At 74.0% G+C, this 18,517-nt stretch carries 17 protein-coding genes; 6 read left to right on the top strand and 11 right to left on the bottom strand.

Annotated elements, in window-relative coordinates; translation table 11 throughout:
- The 5 genes from AB0J55_RS03725 to AB0J55_RS03705 form a co-directional block, all read right to left on the bottom strand.
- Positions 1-296, bottom strand: a 296-nt coding sequence (locus AB0J55_RS03725) for an STAS domain-containing protein (RefSeq protein WP_364242305.1), incomplete at its 3' end; no start/stop codon positions are given.
- Between the two features lie 27 nt (positions 297-323).
- Positions 324-2,138: an AGE family epimerase/isomerase gene (locus AB0J55_RS03720; protein WP_364242302.1), complete on the bottom strand. Its 1,815-nt coding sequence runs from the start codon at positions 2,136-2,138 to the stop codon at positions 324-326.
- 45 nt (positions 2,139-2,183) lie between these two features.
- Complete coding sequence (locus AB0J55_RS03715; RefSeq protein ID WP_364242299.1) at positions 2,184-2,816, bottom strand: DJ-1/PfpI family protein; 633 nt, start codon at positions 2,814-2,816, stop codon at positions 2,184-2,186.
- 13 nt (positions 2,817-2,829) lie between these two features.
- Positions 2,830-4,446, bottom strand: a complete 1,617-nt coding sequence (locus AB0J55_RS03710; protein ID WP_364242297.1) for a thiamine pyrophosphate-binding protein — start codon at positions 4,444-4,446, stop codon at positions 2,830-2,832.
- 25 nt (positions 4,447-4,471) lie between these two features.
- On the bottom strand, positions 4,472-5,296 hold the full coding sequence (locus AB0J55_RS03705; protein ID WP_364242294.1) for a type 1 glutamine amidotransferase domain-containing protein: 825 nt from the start codon (positions 5,294-5,296) through the stop codon (positions 4,472-4,474).
- A 208-nt stretch (positions 5,297-5,504) separates the two neighbouring features.
- Between AB0J55_RS03705 and AB0J55_RS03700 the strand changes: the two genes are divergently transcribed.
- A complete protein-coding gene (locus AB0J55_RS03700) occupies positions 5,505-7,145 on the top strand; it encodes an FAD-dependent oxidoreductase (protein ID WP_364242291.1) in 1,641 nt (546 codons plus the stop codon).
- Positions 7,146-7,197: 52 nt separating this feature from the next.
- Here AB0J55_RS03700 and AB0J55_RS03695 read toward each other — a convergent pair whose 3' ends face one another.
- Positions 7,198-7,932: a hypothetical protein gene (locus AB0J55_RS03695; RefSeq protein ID WP_364242288.1), complete on the bottom strand. Its 735-nt coding sequence runs from the start codon at positions 7,930-7,932 to the stop codon at positions 7,198-7,200.
- 173 nt (positions 7,933-8,105) lie between these two features.
- Here AB0J55_RS03695 and AB0J55_RS03690 point away from each other — a divergent pair, with 173 nt between their 5' ends.
- Entirely contained in the window at positions 8,106-9,569 is a 1,464-nt protein-coding gene (locus AB0J55_RS03690; protein WP_364242286.1) for an MFS transporter, read from the top strand.
- Between the two features lie 68 nt (positions 9,570-9,637).
- Here AB0J55_RS03690 and AB0J55_RS03685 read toward each other — a convergent pair whose 3' ends face one another.
- Together AB0J55_RS03685 and AB0J55_RS03680 are read right to left on the bottom strand one after the other, a co-directional pair.
- Positions 9,638-10,819 (bottom strand): amidohydrolase family protein, encoded by a 1,182-nt coding sequence (locus AB0J55_RS03685; protein WP_364242284.1) that lies wholly within the window; start codon positions 10,817-10,819, stop codon positions 9,638-9,640.
- Between the two features lie 67 nt (positions 10,820-10,886).
- Positions 10,887-11,573, bottom strand: coding sequence for an EthD domain-containing protein (locus AB0J55_RS03680; protein WP_364242281.1), 687 nt, complete (start codon positions 11,571-11,573; stop codon positions 10,887-10,889).
- 165 nt (positions 11,574-11,738) lie between these two features.
- Here AB0J55_RS03680 and AB0J55_RS03675 point away from each other — a divergent pair, with 165 nt between their 5' ends.
- From AB0J55_RS03675 to AB0J55_RS03660, 4 genes are read left to right on the top strand one after another with little or no spacing between them, the layout of a single operon-like run.
- Positions 11,739-12,533 (top strand): SDR family oxidoreductase, encoded by a 795-nt coding sequence (locus tag AB0J55_RS03675; RefSeq protein ID WP_364242278.1) that lies wholly within the window; start codon positions 11,739-11,741, stop codon positions 12,531-12,533.
- Positions 12,533-13,741: an aminotransferase class I/II-fold pyridoxal phosphate-dependent enzyme gene (locus tag AB0J55_RS03670; RefSeq protein WP_364242275.1), complete on the top strand. Its 1,209-nt coding sequence runs from the start codon at positions 12,533-12,535 to the stop codon at positions 13,739-13,741. The genes AB0J55_RS03675 and AB0J55_RS03670 overlap by 1 nt, the downstream gene beginning before the upstream one ends.
- Positions 13,738-14,667: a diiron oxygenase gene (locus AB0J55_RS03665; RefSeq protein ID WP_364242272.1), complete on the top strand. Its 930-nt coding sequence runs from the start codon at positions 13,738-13,740 to the stop codon at positions 14,665-14,667. Before AB0J55_RS03670 ends, AB0J55_RS03665 begins: the two co-directional genes overlap by 4 nt.
- Positions 14,667-15,407 carry a tryptophan 2,3-dioxygenase family protein gene (locus tag AB0J55_RS03660; RefSeq protein ID WP_364242269.1) on the top strand — a complete coding sequence of 247 codons (741 nt, stop codon included), beginning with the start codon at positions 14,667-14,669 and terminating at the stop codon, positions 15,405-15,407. The genes AB0J55_RS03665 and AB0J55_RS03660 overlap by 1 nt, the downstream gene beginning before the upstream one ends.
- Positions 15,408-15,412: 5 nt before the next feature.
- Here AB0J55_RS03660 and AB0J55_RS03655 read toward each other — a convergent pair whose 3' ends face one another.
- The 3 genes from AB0J55_RS03655 to AB0J55_RS03645 form a co-directional block, all read right to left on the bottom strand.
- Entirely contained in the window at positions 15,413-16,222 is an 810-nt protein-coding gene (locus tag AB0J55_RS03655) for an alpha/beta hydrolase (RefSeq protein ID WP_364242266.1), read from the bottom strand.
- Between the two features lie 110 nt (positions 16,223-16,332).
- The gene (locus AB0J55_RS03650) at positions 16,333-17,301 is read right to left on the bottom strand and encodes a methyltransferase (RefSeq protein ID WP_364242264.1); all 969 of its coding nucleotides are present in this window, start codon (positions 17,299-17,301) and stop codon (positions 16,333-16,335) included.
- A complete protein-coding gene (locus AB0J55_RS03645; RefSeq protein ID WP_364242261.1) occupies positions 17,298-18,512 on the bottom strand; it encodes a hypothetical protein in 1,215 nt (404 codons plus the stop codon). The genes AB0J55_RS03650 and AB0J55_RS03645 overlap by 4 nt, the downstream gene beginning before the upstream one ends.
- Positions 18,513-18,517: the final 5 nt, after the last annotated feature.

The raw sequence follows: 18,517 nt of genomic DNA, 5'->3' as shown, positions 1-18,517 counted from the left end.
CTCACGGTGAAGAAGCCGAGGAACCCGGTCGCCGCCATCACCTCGCGCACGTCCGGCGGGGCGCACGCGAGCGCCAGCCGGGCCCCGTTGGCCTGCGCCTGCCGGTAGACCAGCAGCAGGACCCGCAGCCCCGCGCTGGACATGTACGACGTCTTGCCGAGGTCGATGAGCACCAGCCCGCGCGGCGGCACCAGGTCGCCGAGCTGCTCGTGCACCCGGGCGGCGGTGCTGCTGTCGAGTTCCCCGTCCAGCGCGATCACGGTGACCGCGCCCTGCATGTACTTCGCGACTTCCATGGCGTTTCTCCGGTCTTCATCGGGCGATCAGCGGTCCACCGGCGAGAGGTGGGCGCAGACGGTCAGTTCGCTGTCGCTGCCGGGCAGGCGCACCAGCAGCCGTTCGGGGTCGTAGTCGGCGTACGGGCGGCCGTCGACCTCGACCCAGTCCAGCCGGACCCGGCCCGGCGGCAGCGCGTCCGGCGCCACCCGCAGCACCCGGCCGGGGAAGCCGTCCGGGCGCGGGCGGAACCACAGGGACAGCGGCTCGCCGCCGATCAGCAGCCGCTGGTACACGGTGGCCAGGTAGCACAGCTCGGAGGCGTGGTACATGCTCATCGAGTGGCTGCCCTTCAGCCGCTCGGTGCCGAGCAGGTAGGGGATGCCGGAGGCGAGCACGTTGAAGTAGACGCCGCCCTCGTCGTGGTCGAGGAAGAAGGCGTTGTAGAACGCCGAAGCCTGCCGGGCCTGGTCGAGGAAGGCCGGGTCGCCGCCGTTGCCCGCGAGCACCAGGTAGGCGAGGATCGCCTGTTCCTGCTGCCACCACGCCTTGCGGTCGTGCCAGACGAACCGGTGCCGGCCGTGCCCGGGCGCCGGTGTCCGCTCGACGACGTCGTACCAGCCGCCGCGGCGGAGGTCGGCACCGTACTCGGGCAGGGACTTGCCGATCCGGGCGGCCAGTTCCCGGTAGGCCGCCTTGGGGCGGATCGCGTTCATCCGCATCAGGTTCCAGGCGATCTTGAGGTTGTGCCCGACCACCGCGCGGTCCTGCTGCCAGCCGTGGCCGGTGTCGGGCGTCCAGTCGGCGTGGAAGCGTTCGCGCACGAAGGGGCTGCCCTCGTCCGGGAAGTGTTCGACGATCAGGTCGAACGTCTCCTCCAGCATGTCCGCGTGCCGCTCGTCGCCGGTCGCGAGGAACAGGTTGACCAGGTACGCCGGGGCGTGGTCGCCGATCGAGTTCCAGTTCTTGCGCGCGCGGTTCGGCCCGAGCGACTCCTCGTGCGGGCTCAGCCGGAGCGGGTCGATGTGCGAGAAGTAGCCGCCGTGCTCGGGGTCCCGGAAGAAGCGGCGGAACAACCGCAGCGTCGCTTCGGCGTCCTCGGCGATCCGCGGGTCGCCGGTGATCCGGTAGGTCTGGGCCGGGCCGGCGAGGGCGTAGATCTGCTCGTAGGCCGGGATGGCGTGGTAGTCGTCGCCGAACTCGGAGGTGAACAGCTTCTCGTGGTAGCCGCCGCGGACGTCGATCCCGTGGTACCAGTAGACGACGTCCTCGTCGCGGTCGACGAACCGCATGTGCTCGCGCAGGTACTCGGTGCCGCTCTCGGCGACCCGCAGGTAGTCCTCTTCGCCGGTGAGCAGGAACGCCGACGCCATCCCGTAGACCAGCCGCGAGATCGTGTCGGTTTCCTGCACGTGGTGGTCGCTCTTGTCGCCGCCCAGGCGCAGGACCGTGCGGTAGTCGGCGAAGTCGGCGTGCGCGGCGGTGCCGAACTGGGCCCGGCGGTAGAACCGGGCCAGCTCGGCCAGCTGCCGGACCCACCACCCGCGCTGTTCGAACGCGTACTCGGTGGCGCCGCGGCCGCAGAACACGATGTCCTTGGCCTCGAACACGTGCCCGCCGCGGTCCGGGTAGAACACGCCGTAGGCGAACAGCGGGCGGCCCGGCTCCAGGAGCTCGTCGAGCTCGCCGGTGGCGTCGGCGCCGGGCTCGCCGAGGTTGTGCAGGAACCGGGCCGACGTCGTCGGGGTCAGCTCGGCGCGGACCGGCCGGCCGTCGTGCGTGCGCAGGTCGGCCACCCGGGTGCGGCGGTCGTAGCCGGTGACGCGCGCGGCCACCAGGTCGGAGAAGGGGAAGTCGGTCATGGCAGGCACTCCCGGCCGAAAGATCCGAAGTGGACAGTGCAGGGCTCAGCTCGCGCGGCGCCACCGGCGGGGCCGCCGCGCCGAGCGCGCCGCGACCAGGTCGATGAGCGCGCGGGCGAACAGGTGGCAGTGGTCGGCGCTGCGCGCGGTGACCAGGTCGCCGTCGACGACGACGTCCTGGTCGGTGTAGACCGCGCCCATGTTGCGCACGTCGCCGAGCAGGTTCACGTGCGCGGTCACCCGGCGGCCGCGGACGTGCTCGGGGATCGGCGACACGAGCCACAGGCCGTGGCAGATCACGCCCTTGAGCACTCCCGGCATGCCGAACGCCCGGCGCAGCAGGTCCACGGCCGGCGCGAGCCGGGCCGCGTCCTCGGTGTAGCGCAGGCGGTCGGAGACCATGCCCGAGGGCACGATCAGCGCGTCGAACCCGGCGAGGGTGTCGTCGTCGACCTGCTCGAGGTCGTCGTCGACGGTCACCGGCAGGCCGAACTCGTGCCCGGTGAAGGTCAGCGAGTCCTGGCCCCAGAGCCGGGTGAGCCAGCGGACGGTGGCGCCCTCTTCGGCGAACCGGCGTTCGTAGTAGTGCAGTTCCGGTTCGACGTAGTCGGCCTCCAGCAGGATCGCGATCGTCCGCCCGGTCAGCACGCCGCCTTCGCGCGGCACCAGCTGTTTCATCGCGCTCCCCCGCTCACGCCGTCACCAGGTCGATCAGGAACGGCCCGGTGGCGGCCAGCATCCGTTCGACGGCTTCGTCCACTTCGGACGCCTTGGCCACGCGGACGCCGTCGACGCCCATGGCCGCGGCGAGCTCGACGAACCCGATCTCCGGGTCGCCGAGCGCGAACGCGCCGGGGTACTCGTGCGGTTCGATGCCGCGTTCGGCCCGGTACTGGTCGAGGTTGTGGTCCAGCAGCCGGTAGCGGCCGTTGTTGCAGACGACGAACCGGGCGGCGATGCCGTAGCGGGCGGCCGTCCACAGCGCCTGCGGGGTGTACATGCTGCCGCCGTCGCCGGTGAACCCGACGACCTCGGCCTCCGGCCGGGCCAGCTTCGCGCCGATCGCGCCGGTGATGCCGACGCCGAGGGAGCCGCCACGGGTGAGGAAGTAGTTCCCCGGCACGCGCGGCGGGAGGTGCTTGACCAGCCCGGGTGACGCGGTCAGCGCCTCGTCGAACACCACCAGGTCCGGACCGGCCTGCGCGGCCAGGGCGGCGGCGAACCGCTCGGCCAGCGGGCTGTCGTCGGTCACCTCCGGGGCGGTCCAGGTGTGGCGGGCCAGGTCGGTCCAGCCGGTGTCGGGCAGCTCGTCGGCGAGCAGGTCGCCGAGGGCGGCCAGGGTCGGCTTCGGGTCGGCCACCAGCGGCACGTCCACCGGGAAGTTCTTCGCCACCTCGTAGTCGTTCAGGTCGACGTGGACGATCTTCGCGCCCGGCGCGAACGGGTTGCGCAGCTCGGGGAACACCTCGGGGAAGACGTAGGTGCCCGCGATGAGCACCGCGTCGGCCGTGCCGACGATGCCCGCGCTGTGCGTGCCGAACATGTGCCCGAGCTGCCCGCGGTAGAGCGGGTGCGTGGTGTCCATGTTGACCTCGGAGTCGTTGACCCCCCACACCGGCGCGTTGAGCAGCTCGGCCACCCGGGTCAGCTCGGCCTGCGCGCCGGACACCGAGACGCCGTCGCCGAGCAGCACGATCGGCTGCCGCGCCGACGCCAGCAGCGCGGCCGCCCGGTCGAGCTCGCCCGGCACCGGCAGCACCGCGCGGGTCGGGACGACCGTGCGCACCGCGGGCTCGGTGGTGAGCTCGTCGAGCACGTCCATCGGCAGCGAGACGAACACCGGGCCGCGCGGCGGGGTCATCGCGATCTTCACCGCCCGCCGCAGCACCCGCAGCAGCGAGCCGGGGTGCAGCACCCGCGTCGCGTACTTCGTCACCGGGCGCGCCATGGCGACGAGGTCGGCCGCCATCTGCGCGTCGAGGGCGTCGTAGCGGACGCCGGCCTCGCCCGCGATCACGACCAGCGGCGAGTGCCCCCGCATGGCCTGGTAGAGCATGCCGATCCCGTTGCCGAGGCCGACGCCCGTGTGCAGCTGGACGAGCGCCGGCCGGCCGCCGGCCCGGGCGTACCCGTCGGCGATCCCGACGACCGCCGCCTCCTGCAGGCCCAGCACGTAGCCGAGGCCGGGGAAGTTCCCGAGCTCGTCGAGGAAGCCCTGTTCCACCGTGCCCGGGTTGCCGAACATCCGGGTCATGCCGTCGGCGGCGAACTGCTCCAGCATCGCCACCCGGCCCGCGCGTGCGGTCATCGTGCTCTCCTTTGTCCGTCGCTGACTACCAGCCGAAGCGGCGCAGACCCTGTTCCAGCACCTCGACCAGCTTCTGGCCGGCGAGGAACGAGTCCGGCGTGGACCGGGCGGTGATGAACGGGTAGTCGACGATCACCGACGTCTCCTTGCCGACGTTGCCGTGGTAGCGGCCGTCGGGGGCGGTGGCGTCGCGGAGGATGTACTCGAGCGGGTACGGCGGCGGCCCCATGTTGAAGTCGACGCCGACGAACCCGGTGCCGTCCTTGTAGTCGTACTCCTTGCAGTGGCCGGTGACGTGCTTGCCGCGGATGATGCTGGTCCGGTCCTCCCAGTCGCGGGCGAAGGCCAGCGGCGCGACGCCGTAGCACTCGCCGACGACCGGCTTGTCCGCGCGGACGAAGGCGAGGATCAGCTCGTGCAGGCGCCCGTTGTTGGCCAGGTCGACGATCGGGCCGCTGCCGCCGACGATGACCAGCGCGTCGTACCGCTCGACTTCGGCGTCCAGAGTGGACAGTTCGCGGTAGTACGCCTCGATCAGCCGCAGGAACCCGGGCTCGCTGTTGTACGGCCGTTCCGGGATCAGCTCGGCCAGGCTCAGCGGGTCGTCCAGCCGGGCGGACTCGTCGAGTTCGCGCGCGGCGACGGCGACCTCGGGCGTGGTGACCGAGCGGCCCAGCGGCGGGTCGACGTAGCCGGGGTCGAGGCTCGGCGGCAGCGCCTGCGGCCGTTTCCCGTTGGGGGTGGCGAACACGCTCTCGTAGCCGGCCGCGTCGGTGGCGGTCACCGGGCCGAGCAGCTCCTCACCCCAGTAGCCGTACTCGGAGAGCACGTACAGGATCTTCTTGGACATCGGCACTCCCGTGCTGGTGCGGTGGAATCCCGGGATCCGGGCTGAAGCCAGTGAAGCAACCGGATCCGCCGCGGAGCCAGGGAAAAGCCTTACGGCACCGTCACTTCGACAAGTCGGGCCGGGCGCCGGGCGTCGGTTCGGGGGTACCTCGGCGGACTTCGTGACGTCCGGATCGCACCCGCGTGCGTGCGGCGCGGACACTGCGATCATGGTGACCGCCAAGCAGTCCGCACCCGCCCTGCTGGTCGTCGACGACGACCCGACCGTCCTCAGCGCGCTGAGGCGGGACCTCGGCCGCTACCGCGACCGGTACCGCGTCCTGGCCACCGGCACGCCCCGGGCGGCGCTGGGGATCCTCGACACGCTCCGCGAGCGCGGCACCGAAGCGGCGTTGCTGCTGGTGGACCAGCGGATGCCGGAGATGACCGGCACCGAGTTCCTCGGGCAGGCGAAGGAACGCTTCCCCGCGGCCAAGAAGGTGCTGCTGACGGCGTACGCGGACACGGCCGTCGCGATCACCGCGATCAACGAGGTGCGGCTGGACCACTACCTCGTCAAGCCGTGGGAGCCGCCGGAGGAGCGGCTCTACCCGGTGCTCGACGACCTGCTCGCGTCCTGGGAGGCGGCCTACTGCCCGCCCTACGGCGGCATCCGCGTGGTGGGCCACCCGTTCGCGCCCGCCACGCACCGCCTGCGCGACTTCCTGACCCGCCACCAGCAGCCGTTCCGCTTCGTCGACGTCACCACCGCCGGCGGGGCCGACGCCGAGGGCACGGCGTGGCCGCGGGTGCACCTGCCCGACGGGACCCGGCTGTCCCAGCCGACGCACCGGGAGCTGGCCGAGGTGCTCGGGCTCGCCCCGGCGGTGGACCGGCCGCACTACGACACGGTGATCGTCGGCGGCGGCCCGACCGGGCTGGCGGCGGCCGTCTACGGCTCGTCCGAGGGGCTGAGCACGCTGCTGGTGGACGCCTACGTCCCGGGCGGGCAGGCGGGCACGTCGAGCCGGATCGAGAACTACCTGGGCTTCCCGGCCGGGGTGTCGGGCGCGGAGCTGACCCGGCGTGCGGTGGCGCAGGCCCGCCGGTTCGGCACCGACATCCTGGCGCCGGTTTCGGCGGTCGCGTTGCGCGCGGCGGGGCGGGCCCGGGTGCTGTGCCTTTCGGACGGCCGGGAAGTGACGGCGGGCGCCGTGCTCCTCGCGACGGGCCTGGCGTACCAGCGCCTGGAAGCGGCGGGCGCCGAGCGGTTCGAAGGGGCCGGGATCTACTACGGGGCCACGACTTCGGAGACGACGACGTGCGCGCGGGGGCACGCGTGGATCGTCGGCGGGGCGAACTCGGCGGGCCAGGCGGCGCTGCACTTCGCCGAGCACGCGTCGCGGGTGACCCTGCTGGTGCGCGGGTCCTCTTTGGAGGCTTCGATGTCGCGTTACCTGATCGACGAGATCCGCCGCCACCCGGCGATCGACGTCCGCCTGGACACGACGGTGGTGGCGGTGGACGGCGACGACCGCCTGCGCCGGCTGACCCTGTGCGACCGCCGCACCGGCCGGGTGTCCACGGAGGACGCGGAGTACCTGTTCACGTTCATCGGCGCGCGGCCGCGCACGGAGTGGCTGGCGGACGCGGTGGCCCGGGACGGCCACGGGTTCCTCCTGACGGGCCCGGACCTGCCACCGGACGACGGCTGGGACCTCCCGCGGCCGCCGTTCCTGCTGGAGACGAACATGCCGGGCGTGTTCGCGGCCGGGGACGCGCGGGCCGGCTCGGTGAAGCGGATCGCGTCCGGCGTCGGCGAAGGCGCCATGGCCGCGTCGCTCATCCACCGCTACCGCGCCGGATCCTGAGCGCGGAAAAGGCCACCCGGGACGACCCGGGTGGCCTTTTCCACGTGCTCGGTCAGGACGTCACCGTCAGCAGGTACTGCAGCAACGTCACCAGCTCGCCGCGCTCGGCGTCCGAGAGGACGTCGAACACCGGGGCCAGCAGCTGGTTGGTCACGTCGATCGCGCTCTGCCAGCGCTTGCCGACCTGGCGGACGCGGGAGGCCTCCAGCTGGCCCGGCCAGCCGAACAGGTCCCAGATCACCGACGGCGAGTGGTAGCGCAGCGCGTCCTGCGGGGCCAGGTCGCCCGCGAGCACCGCGACCATGTGGCGCGCCCCGCGCAGCTCGCGCAGGACGTTGAGCTGGTGCAACGCGTGCGCCTTCGGCTCGGCCGGGACCTCCAGGGCCCGCCAGCCGGCGAACACCGGGGCCAGCTCGGGGCCGGCCGCCGCGACCACCGGGTCCAGGAGCTCGGCCAGGCGGGCCGCGTCGAACTCGTCCGGGATGTGCTCCTGGGCCCAGTCGGCGGCGCACGCCGCGAACTCGACCGACGCCTCCTGCCGCGGCAGCACGTCGCGGCTGCGCTCCCACACCACCCGCAGCGACTCGGCGTTGACGAACGTGAAGCCCGCCGCGACGACGTCGGAGTCGACGTCGCCCAGTACCCCGCCGCGGCCGACGAAGTAGAAGTCCGACTCGACGAACCCCAGTTCCGCGCCGCGGGCCAGGGTCTTGCTGCCGAGCATGAAGCCGGACGGGATCCGGCGGATCGGGTCCTCGGTCGCCGCGGCGACGTCGAGTGAATGCATGGCTGGCTCCTTCTGGGAGGAGGACTGGGGGATGGCGGCCGGGATCGGCACGGCCTCGAGCCAGCATGCGCCCCGGCCGGCGCGGTCAGCCAGAACCGGCCCATGCTGGTACTGCCAATACCACGACTGGTTCAGGCTCTCCACGCGCGCGACGCGTGCCCCAGGCTGGTCCCATGGCTACTGACGCATCCCGGCCGGACCCGCCCACGCGCTTCGGCGCCCGGCGCTGGCTCCTCCTCATCATGCTCTGCGCATCGCAGTTCATGGTCGCGCTCGACTTTTCGATCGTCAGCGTGGCCCTGCCCGCGATCGGGCACGACCTCGGCTTCACCTCCACCGCGGACCTGCAGTGGGTGATGACCGCCTTCATCCTGTTCATCGCCGGGTTCCTGCTGCTGTTCGGGCGGGCGTCCGACCTGTTCGGCCGCCGCCGCCTGTTCCTCATCGGCGTCGCCCTGTTCACGGTGTTCTCGCTCGCCGGCGGGCTCGCCGAAACGCCGTGGCTGCTCATCCTGGCCCGCGCCGGGCAGGGCATCGGCGCGGCGATGGTCGGCCCGTCGGCGATGTCGCTGCTGACGACGTCGTTCCGCGAGGGACCGGAACGGCAGAAGGCGCTCAGCGTCAACGGCGCGGTGCTGATGCTCGGCTTCATCGTCGGCGTGATCAGCGGCGGCATCATCACCGGCGCCCTCAGCTGGCGCTGGACCATGCTGCTGCTGGCGATCATCGGCGGCGTCGTGTTCGTCGCCGCGATCGCGCTGCTGGAGGAGAGCAAGGACGCGAACGCCGCCCGGCTCGACGTGCCCGGCGCCGTCCTCGCCACGGCCGGCATCCTGGCGCTCGTCTACGGCATCTCGACCGGCGACAGCGCCGGCTGGGGCAGCGCGGCGACGATCGGCACGCTCGCCGCCGGGGTGGTGTTCCTGGGCCTGTTCCTCTACGCCGAAGCGAAACACCCGGCGCCACTGGCACCGTTGGACGTCCTGAAGCGGCGGTCGGTGAAGTGGGGCGGGCTGGCCGGGTTCATCACCTTCGGCATGTGCGGTGGCGCGACCGTGCTGGAGACGCTGTACATGCAGGACGTGCTGGGGTACAGCCCGATGCGCACCGGCCTGTCGCTGATCCCCCTCGGGGGTTCCGCGGTGATCGGCGGGCTGATCGGGAACAAGACGATCGGCGCGCTCGGCGTGCCGCGCGCGCTCGTCTGCGGGCTGCTGCTGCAGGCGGTGTCGACCGGCCTGATGGTGCTGCTGCCGCAGAGCGGCAACTTCACGCTGCTGGTGCTGACCAACATCGGCCTCGGCTTCGGCCACGTGACGGCGGTCATCGCGTTCAACATCACGGTGACGTCGGGGCTGCCGGACGACAAGCAGGGCCTGGCGGGCGGCCTGGCCCAGACGGCGCAGCAGCTGGGCAGCGCGGTGTGGCTGCCGGTGCTCGCGGCGGTGGTCACGGCCCGCACGGCGAGCCTGGAAAGTACAGGCGACACGGTGGCGGCGACGACGAGCGGCCTGCACGCGGGCCTGCTGACGGCGGCGCTGATCGCGTTGTTCGGCGCGGCGGTGGCGACGATCTTCCTGCGCGGCCGGAGCACCGCGGCCGCGACGGCGCCGGTCGCCGCGGGCGTCAACGACTGAACCACCCACCCCAGAGCAGGCGCCCGCCGGTCTTCCCAGGGACCGGCGGGCGCCTCCCTTTCGGGTGCTCAGCCTGCTCCCCCCTCGTGCAGCACACCCTCCCGGCACACCGCGACCAGCCGCCGCGTCGCGTAGATGTCCGTCAGCGGGTCACCCGCCACCACCACCAGGTCCGCCCGCTTCCCCACCGCGATCTCGCCGCGGTCGGCGAGCCCGAACCGCCGCGCCGGTGCCGAAGTCGCCGCCGTCAGGGCCGCCCGGGGGGTGAGCCCCGCCTCGACCAGCAACGCCAGCTCCCGGTGCAGGCTCAGCCCGTGCGCGGTCCCGGGCGCGCCGGCGTCGGTCCCCGCGAGCACGCACACCCCCGCCCGGGCCAGCGGCGCCACCGCTCCGGCCGCATACCCGGCCGCGTAGCCGTCGGCCGCCTCCGGTGCCATCGGGGCCGCGAGATTCGCCAGGGCCGCCGGGTCCAGCACCCGCGTGGCCTCGGGCCCGCAAGCGCCCGGCCGGCCGCAGAAGGACTCCAGCACGGTCAGCGTCGGCACCACGAAGACGTCCCGCGCCGCGAGTTCCGCGGCGAACCCCGGTCCGGGCGGCCGGTCGAACGGCAGGTGCGCGAGACCGTCGGCGCCGGCGCGGACGGCCGCCAGCGCGGACCGCACGTCCATCGCGTGCACCACCGCCAGGAGCCCGTGCTCGTGCGCGGCCGCGACCAGCGCGGCCACCGCGTCCGCGGTCAGCGACGGCCGGTGCCCCTCCCCCGGCACCGAGGACGCGAACACCTTCAGGTAGTCCGATCCCTCGGCCACGCGCGCCGCGACGAACGCGGGCGCGTCCGACCGCGACGCCAGCGCCGGGAACGGCCCGAACAGTCCGTGGTGGACCAGCTGGGCCGGGTGCCCGCCGGGCGCGGTGGCGCCGATCCCCGCCGACCGGACGTCCGAGACCGCCCCGCCGCGGGCGGCCTCGGCCCGGACCACCCGCAGCACCGCCGGGTCGGCGAACATGTCGAGCTGCGTGGTGACGCCGAAGGCGAAGCCGTGCCGCAGCCCGGAGGACGTGATGTGCACGTGCGCGTCGATCAGGCCGGGCAGCAACGTCCGGCCCGCGCCCGGGACGACGTCGGCGCCGGACGCCGTCAGGTCGTCGCCGACCGCGGCGATCCGGCCGCCGTCGACGAGCACGCTGGTCCTCGGCCGTACGTCGTGGCCGTCGAACACCCGGATGTCGCGGAAGAGCACGGGCGGCACGGGGAACCTCCTCCTGGCACGGGAAGGCCGCCGTCCGGTGCGGACGGCGGCCTGGGGAGTCCGGGGTTCAGCGCGGCTCGGGACCGATGATCCAGTTTTCGCGGACGACCAGCTCGTGCACGTACCGGGGCTCCACAATGGACAGCAGCTCCTCGTGGGCCCGCTGGTACGCCGGTGACTCCAGCGCCGCCGCGAGGGCGTCGGTGTCGTCGAACCACAGCTGCTGCGCCGCGTCCAGCAGGGCCTCGCCGACGCCGTAGTAGCCGTCGCGGGTGGTGCCCTGCAGGTACCGGCGCAGCCCGGGGACCTCGGCGGCGAGGTCGGCGTACTTGCCCCGCAGCCGTTCGCGGAACTCGGCCAGCGGCAGCCCTTCGCGGCGCTTGACCAGCTGGATCAGCTTGACCCCGCCCGCGTCGGCCGGGCCGGGCACGACCTCGTGCGCGTCGGTGTCGAGGACGACCGTGCGCCAGAAGGCCGCCCAGCGCGGCTCGTCGAGGCGGGCGCCGTTGAGGAACTCGTCGGTCTGCAGGGAGGCCAGCTGCTCCTCGTCGTTGGCCAGCCAGATCTCCGCGACCCCGCTCCACATCGGATCTTCCGGCTCCGGTCCGAACGGGATGCGCGTGTCGATCAGGTACTTCCGGATCTGCGGGATCTTGGCGGCGTACCGGACCGCGTGCTCTTCGACCCAGTAGCGCTGGAACTCCTGCTCGCTCATCCCCGGCTTGGGGTGGGCGAAGATCAGTTGGTGGATCATGCGGTGCTCCCTTGTCGGTGCGCGTGGTGACCGGATCCCATGGCACCGCGCGGCGCGCGCGGGCGGCAAGGGGGGCGCGGACACTCCCCCAAGTCGGCCCGCGACCGCACGAAGTAGCCGCCGGATCCGTGCGGTCACCGGGGTTCCGCCGAGAGAATCCCTGGCATGGCTGGACGTGGAGTGCTCGTGACCGGCGGTTCGAGCGGCCTGGGCGAGGCGATGGTGCGCAGGTTCGCGCTCGGCGGCGACCGGGTCTGGTTCACCTACCGGTCCCACCCGGACGCGGCCGCGCGGCTGGTCGCCGAGGTGGCGGGCGCCGGCGGCAAGGCGGAGGCGTTCGAGCTGGACCAGGGCGACGCCGGAAGCCACCGGCGGCTGCTGGAGCGGGTGCACGGCCCGGTGGACGTCCTGGTCAACAACGCCGCGGTCGGCACCAAGACCGTCGAGAGCGTCGTCGACGGCCCGGTGGAACAGCGCGACGAGGCGTTCCTGCGGATCAACAGCGCCGGTCCACTGTGGATGATCCGGGCGCTGCTGCCGGCCATGCTGGACCGCGGCTACGGCAAGATCGTCAACGTCTGCAGCGTCGGCGGCGGGATCGCCACCTTCCCCGCGTTCGACATCGCCGACGGGATGAGCAAGGCGGCGCTGGCCTACCTGACCCGCCACCTCGCCGCGCAGCTCGTGCACGACCCGGTGCACGTCTTCGCGATCTGTCCCGGCGCGACGCACACGCCGATGCTGCGCGCGAGCCTGCTCGACGCGCTGAGCGAGCCGCAGCTGGCGGAGCTGACCAGCCGGCTGCCCGGCGGCCGGCTGCTCGATCCGGCCGAACTCGCCGAGCTGACCTGGTGGCTGTGCGAGGAGCCGGCGGCCCTGCTGCACGGCGCGGTGCTGGACGCCTCGCGCGGCCTCGGCGTCCACCCCGGTCTGGTCACCGGCCCGGAAGCGGGCTGCTGATGGTGGCCAAGCGCGCCGCCGCGCTGGCCGGGCGCGTGCCGGCGATCGCCGCGGCCCACCTGCGCGCCGAAGCGGACCCGTACCACCCGGTGACCAACCCCGGCGGCTTCCTCAACCTGGGTACCGCGGAGAACCGGCTGGTCTGGGACCTGCTGGCCGGCCGCGTCACCGCGCCGCGGCGGCTGGCCCCGGCCGACGTCCGGTACGGCCCCCTGCATGGCACGCGCAAGCTGCGCGAAGCGACCGCCGCGCAGCTCTCCCGCCTCCTGCTCACCGCGGTGGACGCCGACGAGCTGGTGGTCGTCAGCGGGGCCAGCGCCGCCCTCGACATCGCCGCGAGCGTGCTGTGCGACCCGGGCGACACGCTCGTCGTGCCCGCGCCCTACTACGGCGCGCTCGAGGTGCTGCTCACGGTCCGGTCCGGCGCCCGGCTCCTGCCGGCCCCGATGCGGGCCGCCGACGGCTTCCGGCTCGACCCGGCCGTCGTGGCCGAGACCGTGGTCGCCGCGCGCCGCCGCGGCGAGACCGTGCGGGCGCTGGTGCTGACCTCCCCCGACAACCCGACCGGCCGCGTGCACCCGGCCGGCGTGCTGCGCGAGCTGCTCGAGGTGGCCGCCCGGCTCGACCTCGACGTCGTCGCCGACGAGATCTACGCCGGTTCGGTGTTCGGCCCGGAGCCGTTCACCAGCGTGCTCGACGGCGGCCCGCGCGTGCACGTCGTCTGGGGCTTCGCCAAGGACTTCGGGCTGCCGGGGCTCAAGGTGGGCGCGCTCTGCAGCCGGGACCCCGAGGTGCTGGCCGCGGCGCGCGCCCTCGCGTACTTCGCGCCGGTGTCGAGCGACACGCAGGCGCTGCTGGCCGGGCTGCTCGCCGACGGCGACTGGGTGCGCGGCTACCTCGACGCTTCCCGCGCCCGGCTGGCCGCGGCCTACGCGGGCGTCACGGCCGCGCTGGCGGAGGCCGGTGTCCCGCACGTGCCGGCGGGCGCGGGTTTCTCGGTGTGGCTCGACCTGCGCGCGTGGCTGGCGGAGCCGGGCACCCCGGGCGAGCACGAGCTGTGGCAGCGGATCCTGGACTCGGCGCGGGTGAACGTCCTGCCCGGGTCGGCGTTCGGCTCGCCGGAGCCGGGCTGGTTCCGGCTCTGCTTCGCCACGGACGCGGCCCTGGTGCGGGAAGCCGTCCGGCGGCTGGGCGCGGTGCCGCGATGAGCCGCGGCCCGCTCGACGCGTGGTACGAGGCGGCCGGCGTGCGCACCGGCGTCCGGCGGATGCTGCACGACGACGCCGACGCGGGCAAGGTGTTCTTCCCGGAGCGGCTGGTGCCGTACCTGGCGCACGAGGCTGTCGCGGGGCTTCCGGCGGAGCAGCGGCGGGAGCTGGCCGTCCGGCACCTGTACCAGTTCCTGCTGTCGACGACCCACCTGGAGACCCGGGTGGTCAACCGCGGCGCCGAGCTGATCGCCGACGACCGCTGCGGCGTCCCGCTGGCCACGCCGACCCGGCTGGACGCGTTCAAGGTGTACTGCGACGAGGGCTACCACTCGCTCTACAGCCTCGACCTGGCCGACCAGGTGGCGGCGGCGACCGGGATCGCCATCCCGCGCTGGGACTACGGCGGGTTCGTCGCCCAGCTCGGCGAGGTGGCGGCGGGGAGCCTGCGCGAGTACCCGGATCTCGCGCCGCTGCTGCAGACCGTGGTGTTCGAAACGCTCGTCACCAGCATCCTCAACGAGGTCCCGGCCGACACCGGGGTCGTCACCACGGTCCGGGACCTGGTGCGTGACCACGCGAAGGACGAAGGCCGCCACCACCGGTTCTTCACCGCGTTCTTCCACGAGCTGTGGCACGGCCTGGACGCCGGCACCCGGTCGGCGGTCGCGTTCGCGCTGCCGGAGCTGATGAAGAGCTGCCTGGTCTGGGACCTCGCCCCGGTGCGGTCGTCGCTGCGCCTGGCCGGGCTGGACGCGGCCACCGCGGCCGCCGTCGCCGACGACTGCTACCGCGCCGACGACGAGCGGTTCCGCACGATCTGCCGCGCTTCGCTGCGCATGTGCGCGTCCGCGGGCGTGTTCGAGGTTCCCGGTGCGGTGGACGCCTTCGCGGCGCACGGGCTGCTCACCGGGGAGGAATTCTGATGCCGGGCTACGGGGAATACCTGCAGCTGCCGGCGCTGCTCGGGCTCCAGCGGCCGCAGGCGGGCCCGCAGGCGCGGGACGAGCTGCTGTTCGTGGTGGTGCACCAGGCGTTCGAGCTGTGGTTCAAGCAGCTGCTGTTCGAGCTCGAGGACGCCCGGGACCTGCTGCTGACCGGCGAAGTGCCCGTCCCCCGCCGTCGGCTGGAGCGGGCGGTGGCGGTGCAGCGGATGCTGCTGGGCCAGTTCGACGTCCTCGACACGATGGCCCCGCAGGACTTCCAGCTCTTCCGCGGGGTGCTGGGCACGGGCAACGGCGGGCAGTCGGCGCAGTTCCACGAAATCGCCCTGCTGTCGGGCGCCCGGGACGAGGGGGCTTTCGACCGCCCGTGGTACACGGCGGCGGAGCGGTCCCGGCTCCGCCGCCGGGCGGCCGAGCCGACGCTCTGGGACGGGTACCTGGCGGTGCTGGAGAAGGCGGGCTTCCCGGTGACGACGGAGGAGCAGCGGTTCGAGGCGTACGCGCGGATCGCGGCCGAGCGGGACTCGCTGTGGGAGCTCGCCGAGGCGCTCGTCGCGCACGACCAGGCTTGGGCGGCGTGGCAGGGGCGGCATTTGCTGACGGTGCAACGGCAGATCGGACGTCGGCGGGGTACCGGCGGGACGACCGGGGCCGCGCATCTCGCCGCCCGGCAGCATGCGCGGTTCTACCCGGAACTCTGGGAGCTGCGCGCGCGGCTCTGAGACCTTCACGTGAGCGTGGCCGGCCTTCGGCAGCCGGACCCGAGCTGTCCCGCCACCGCCGCCCCCAGCGGGGTGGCCGGATCCGTGAGGTCGTAAGGCAGGTCGAAGTGGTTGCGGCCGGCGCCGACGAGGTCGGTGACGTCGGCGCCGGCCGCGGTCAAGGTGGCCGCCATCGCGGTGTGCTGACGGATGAACTCGGCCGGTTCGTGCTCGCCGCGGGCCAGGATCACCGGGGGCAACGCCGGCGGCAGCTTGCCCAGCGGGCTGTTCTCCCGGGCCTCGATCACCGAGAGCCCCAACGCGTCGTCGACGGCCGAACCGATCAGCGGTTCGAGCTCGTACAGGCCGCTGAGCAGCGTCACCCCGGCAACCGGCGCGCCGCCGGGCAGCAGCGCCATCGCGGCCAGGTGGGCGCCGGCCGAGCTGCCCGCCAGGTGGATTTTCGCCGGGTCGATGCCGAGTGCCGGGGCGACGTGCGTCAGCAGCCGGATCGCCCTGCGGACCATCGCGGCCATCTCGCCGAGCCGGTAGGCCGGGGCCAGCCCGTACCCGAGCGCCGCGAACGCGACGCCGCGGTCGAGGAAGCCGTCGGCGGTGAACGCGGCCTGGTGCCGCCCCGACTCCTGCCAGAAGCCGCCGTGGACGAACACCATCAGCGGTGCCCGCGTGGCGCCCGGCACCGGGAAGAAGTCGAGGAGTTCGGGTTCGGCGGTGCCGTAGCGCAGGGTCCGGTGCCGGCGCCTCCGCGCGGCGGCAGTCCGTGCGGCGTATTCGCCGAGGTAGCGGCCGACGTCGGGCACCAGCCGGCCGGGCATCAGGTCCCGGTCGGAGAGGACGTCTCGCGTACCTGGAGGGTCGGCTTGCGTACCCCGAGGGTCGGCCTGCGTACCTGGAGGGTCGGTTTGCGTACTCCGGGGGTCGGCCGTCATGCCGGGACCGCCTCGATCACCGATGCCCGCTCGCCGGGCGTCACGCTGCGGACCTCGAACCCGCCGTCCGCCAGGAGCCGCCGCCAGGCGGGCTCGGTGCGCTCGCGGCCGCCCAGCAGGACCAGCATGTGCAGGTCCAGCAGGTGGCCCGGGTGCGGCTCGCCGTCCTCCGGGATCACCTGCTCCAGCACGAGCAGCCGCCCGTCCGCCGGCATCGCCGCGCGGCAGCTGCGCAGGATCTCCACCGCCCGTGGGTCGTCCCAGTCGTGCAGGATCTGCGCCAGCAGGTACACGTCGCCGCCTTCCGGCACCGACACGAAGAAGTCGCCCTCGACGCGGCGGCAGCGCTCCGCCGCGCCGGCGTCCGAACGCACCCCCGGCCGGTCGAACACCGTCCCGCGCAGCCACGGGTGCGCCTCCAGCAGCAGGCCGAGCAGCAGCCCGTTCCCGCCCCCGACGTCGACGACGTGCCCGACACCCTCCCACGACCGCTCCAGCAGCGGCTGCGCGCGCACCTCGGCCAGCCCGGCCTGCGCCCGGTCGAACTCGGCCTGCCGCTCCGGCCGGTCCGCGAGCCACTCGAACAGCGGGGCGCCGAACACCGGCTCGAACGCCGGCCTGCCGGTGCGCAGGGTCAGCGCCGCCTCCTCCCAGACCCGGTACGCCTCGCCGGTCATCAGCCGGGACAGGTGCCGCAGCGAGCCGGGGGCGTCCGAGCGCAGCAGCTCCCCGGCCGGGGTCAGTGCGTACTCCCCCGCCGCCACGGTGAACAGCCCTTCCCCGGCCAGCGCCCGGAGGAACCGGGTCAGCGCGTCGGCGTCGGCGCCGAGCTCCGCCGCCAGGTCCGCCGCCGTGGCGGGGCCGGCCGCGAGCCGGTCGACGACGCCGAGCTCGGTCACCGCGTGGATCGCCTGGGCCAGCACCGCGCCCATGATCTTCCGGCGCAGGCCGGCGTACCCGCTCACGCGGGCACCTCCAGCGGCCGGGCGGACAGGGCCGGGAACAACGGCACCGCGGCCGCCCGGCGCAGGTACTCCGCGCCCGTCGTGCCGCCGGTGCCCGGCACCATGCCGATGATCTTCACCGTGATCCCCCAGTGCGTCCGCTTCATCGCGCACCACGCCTCGTCCAGCCGCGCCAGGTCCGCGCACAGCCGGGCCGTCGCGACGCCGCCGAGCCGCTCGCCCGCCCGCAGCGCCGCCTCCTGCAGGGAACCGCCGCACAGGGTCTCGATCCGGCGGAAGCCGCGGGACTGGATCGCGCTGCGGCCGTCCGTGTGGGCCCGGATCACCGCGAACACCTCCGGCGGCATCGTCGTCACCACCCGGTAGAGCGGGGGCGACAGCGCCAGCAGGCGGGCCGCGTCGGCGACCAGCACCCGCGCGCGCTCGACCGCCAGGCTCACCAGCGCGTCCCGGGCCGCCGCCAGTGCGTCGCCGATGCGCCGGTACAGCGTCTCGAACAGCTGCAGGCAGCGGACGAACATCTGCTCGTCGTGCAGCGGGGTCATCGGCAGCAGGGACAGCTCGGTGACCACCCGCACCCGTGGCGCGATCGTCTCGGCGGTCTCCGCGATCCAGGTCGCGGCGAGGTCGGCGAGGTCCTCGTCGGCGGACGGCGGCGGCAGCGGGACGTCCCGCAGCCGCGCCAGCACGCCGAGGCAGGCCCGGGCCCGCTGCCGCTGCACCCGGCCCGGCCCGAGCCCGAGGGCGCGGACCTCCAGCCCGAGCAGGTCGGCGGACAGGGCCCGCAGGAGGTCCGCCGCCGCCCGGTGCGGCGGCAGGTCGGCGCCGGCCGGGCTGTCCAGCAGCGGCACGGCCAGGTAGCCGTCGTATCCGCCGCCCGCCTGGTCGGCCGTGCTGGGCAGCCAGTCCGGCAGCGGCCACGCGAGCCGCGCGCGGCCGCCCCCGGACAGTCTGCTGTGGACGGTCCGCAGCAGGGCGGTGAGCTCGTCGCCGGCGTAGGCGCGGCCCACCGCCCGGTAGTGGCGCAGCACCGGGGCGAACGGGAACCGGGCCACTTCGCCCGGCCCGATCGGGGCCCGGCAGCCGGCCAGCCACGTGTGCACCGCCGTGACGGCCGCGTGCCGGTCACCGCCGCGGGCCGCGGCCTCGCTCACGCCGCCGACCCCGGTCCCGCCGGGCCACGGGCCGCCGCTGTCGCTTGCTGCCACCACCGTGC

It is taken from the genome of Amycolatopsis sp. NPDC049688 (assembly GCF_040674975.1).
Lineage (GTDB): Bacteria > Actinomycetota > Actinomycetes > Mycobacteriales > Pseudonocardiaceae > Amycolatopsis.
The sequence above is the reverse complement of the archived record's forward strand: the minus strand, read 5'-3'. Positions and strand labels throughout refer to the sequence as shown.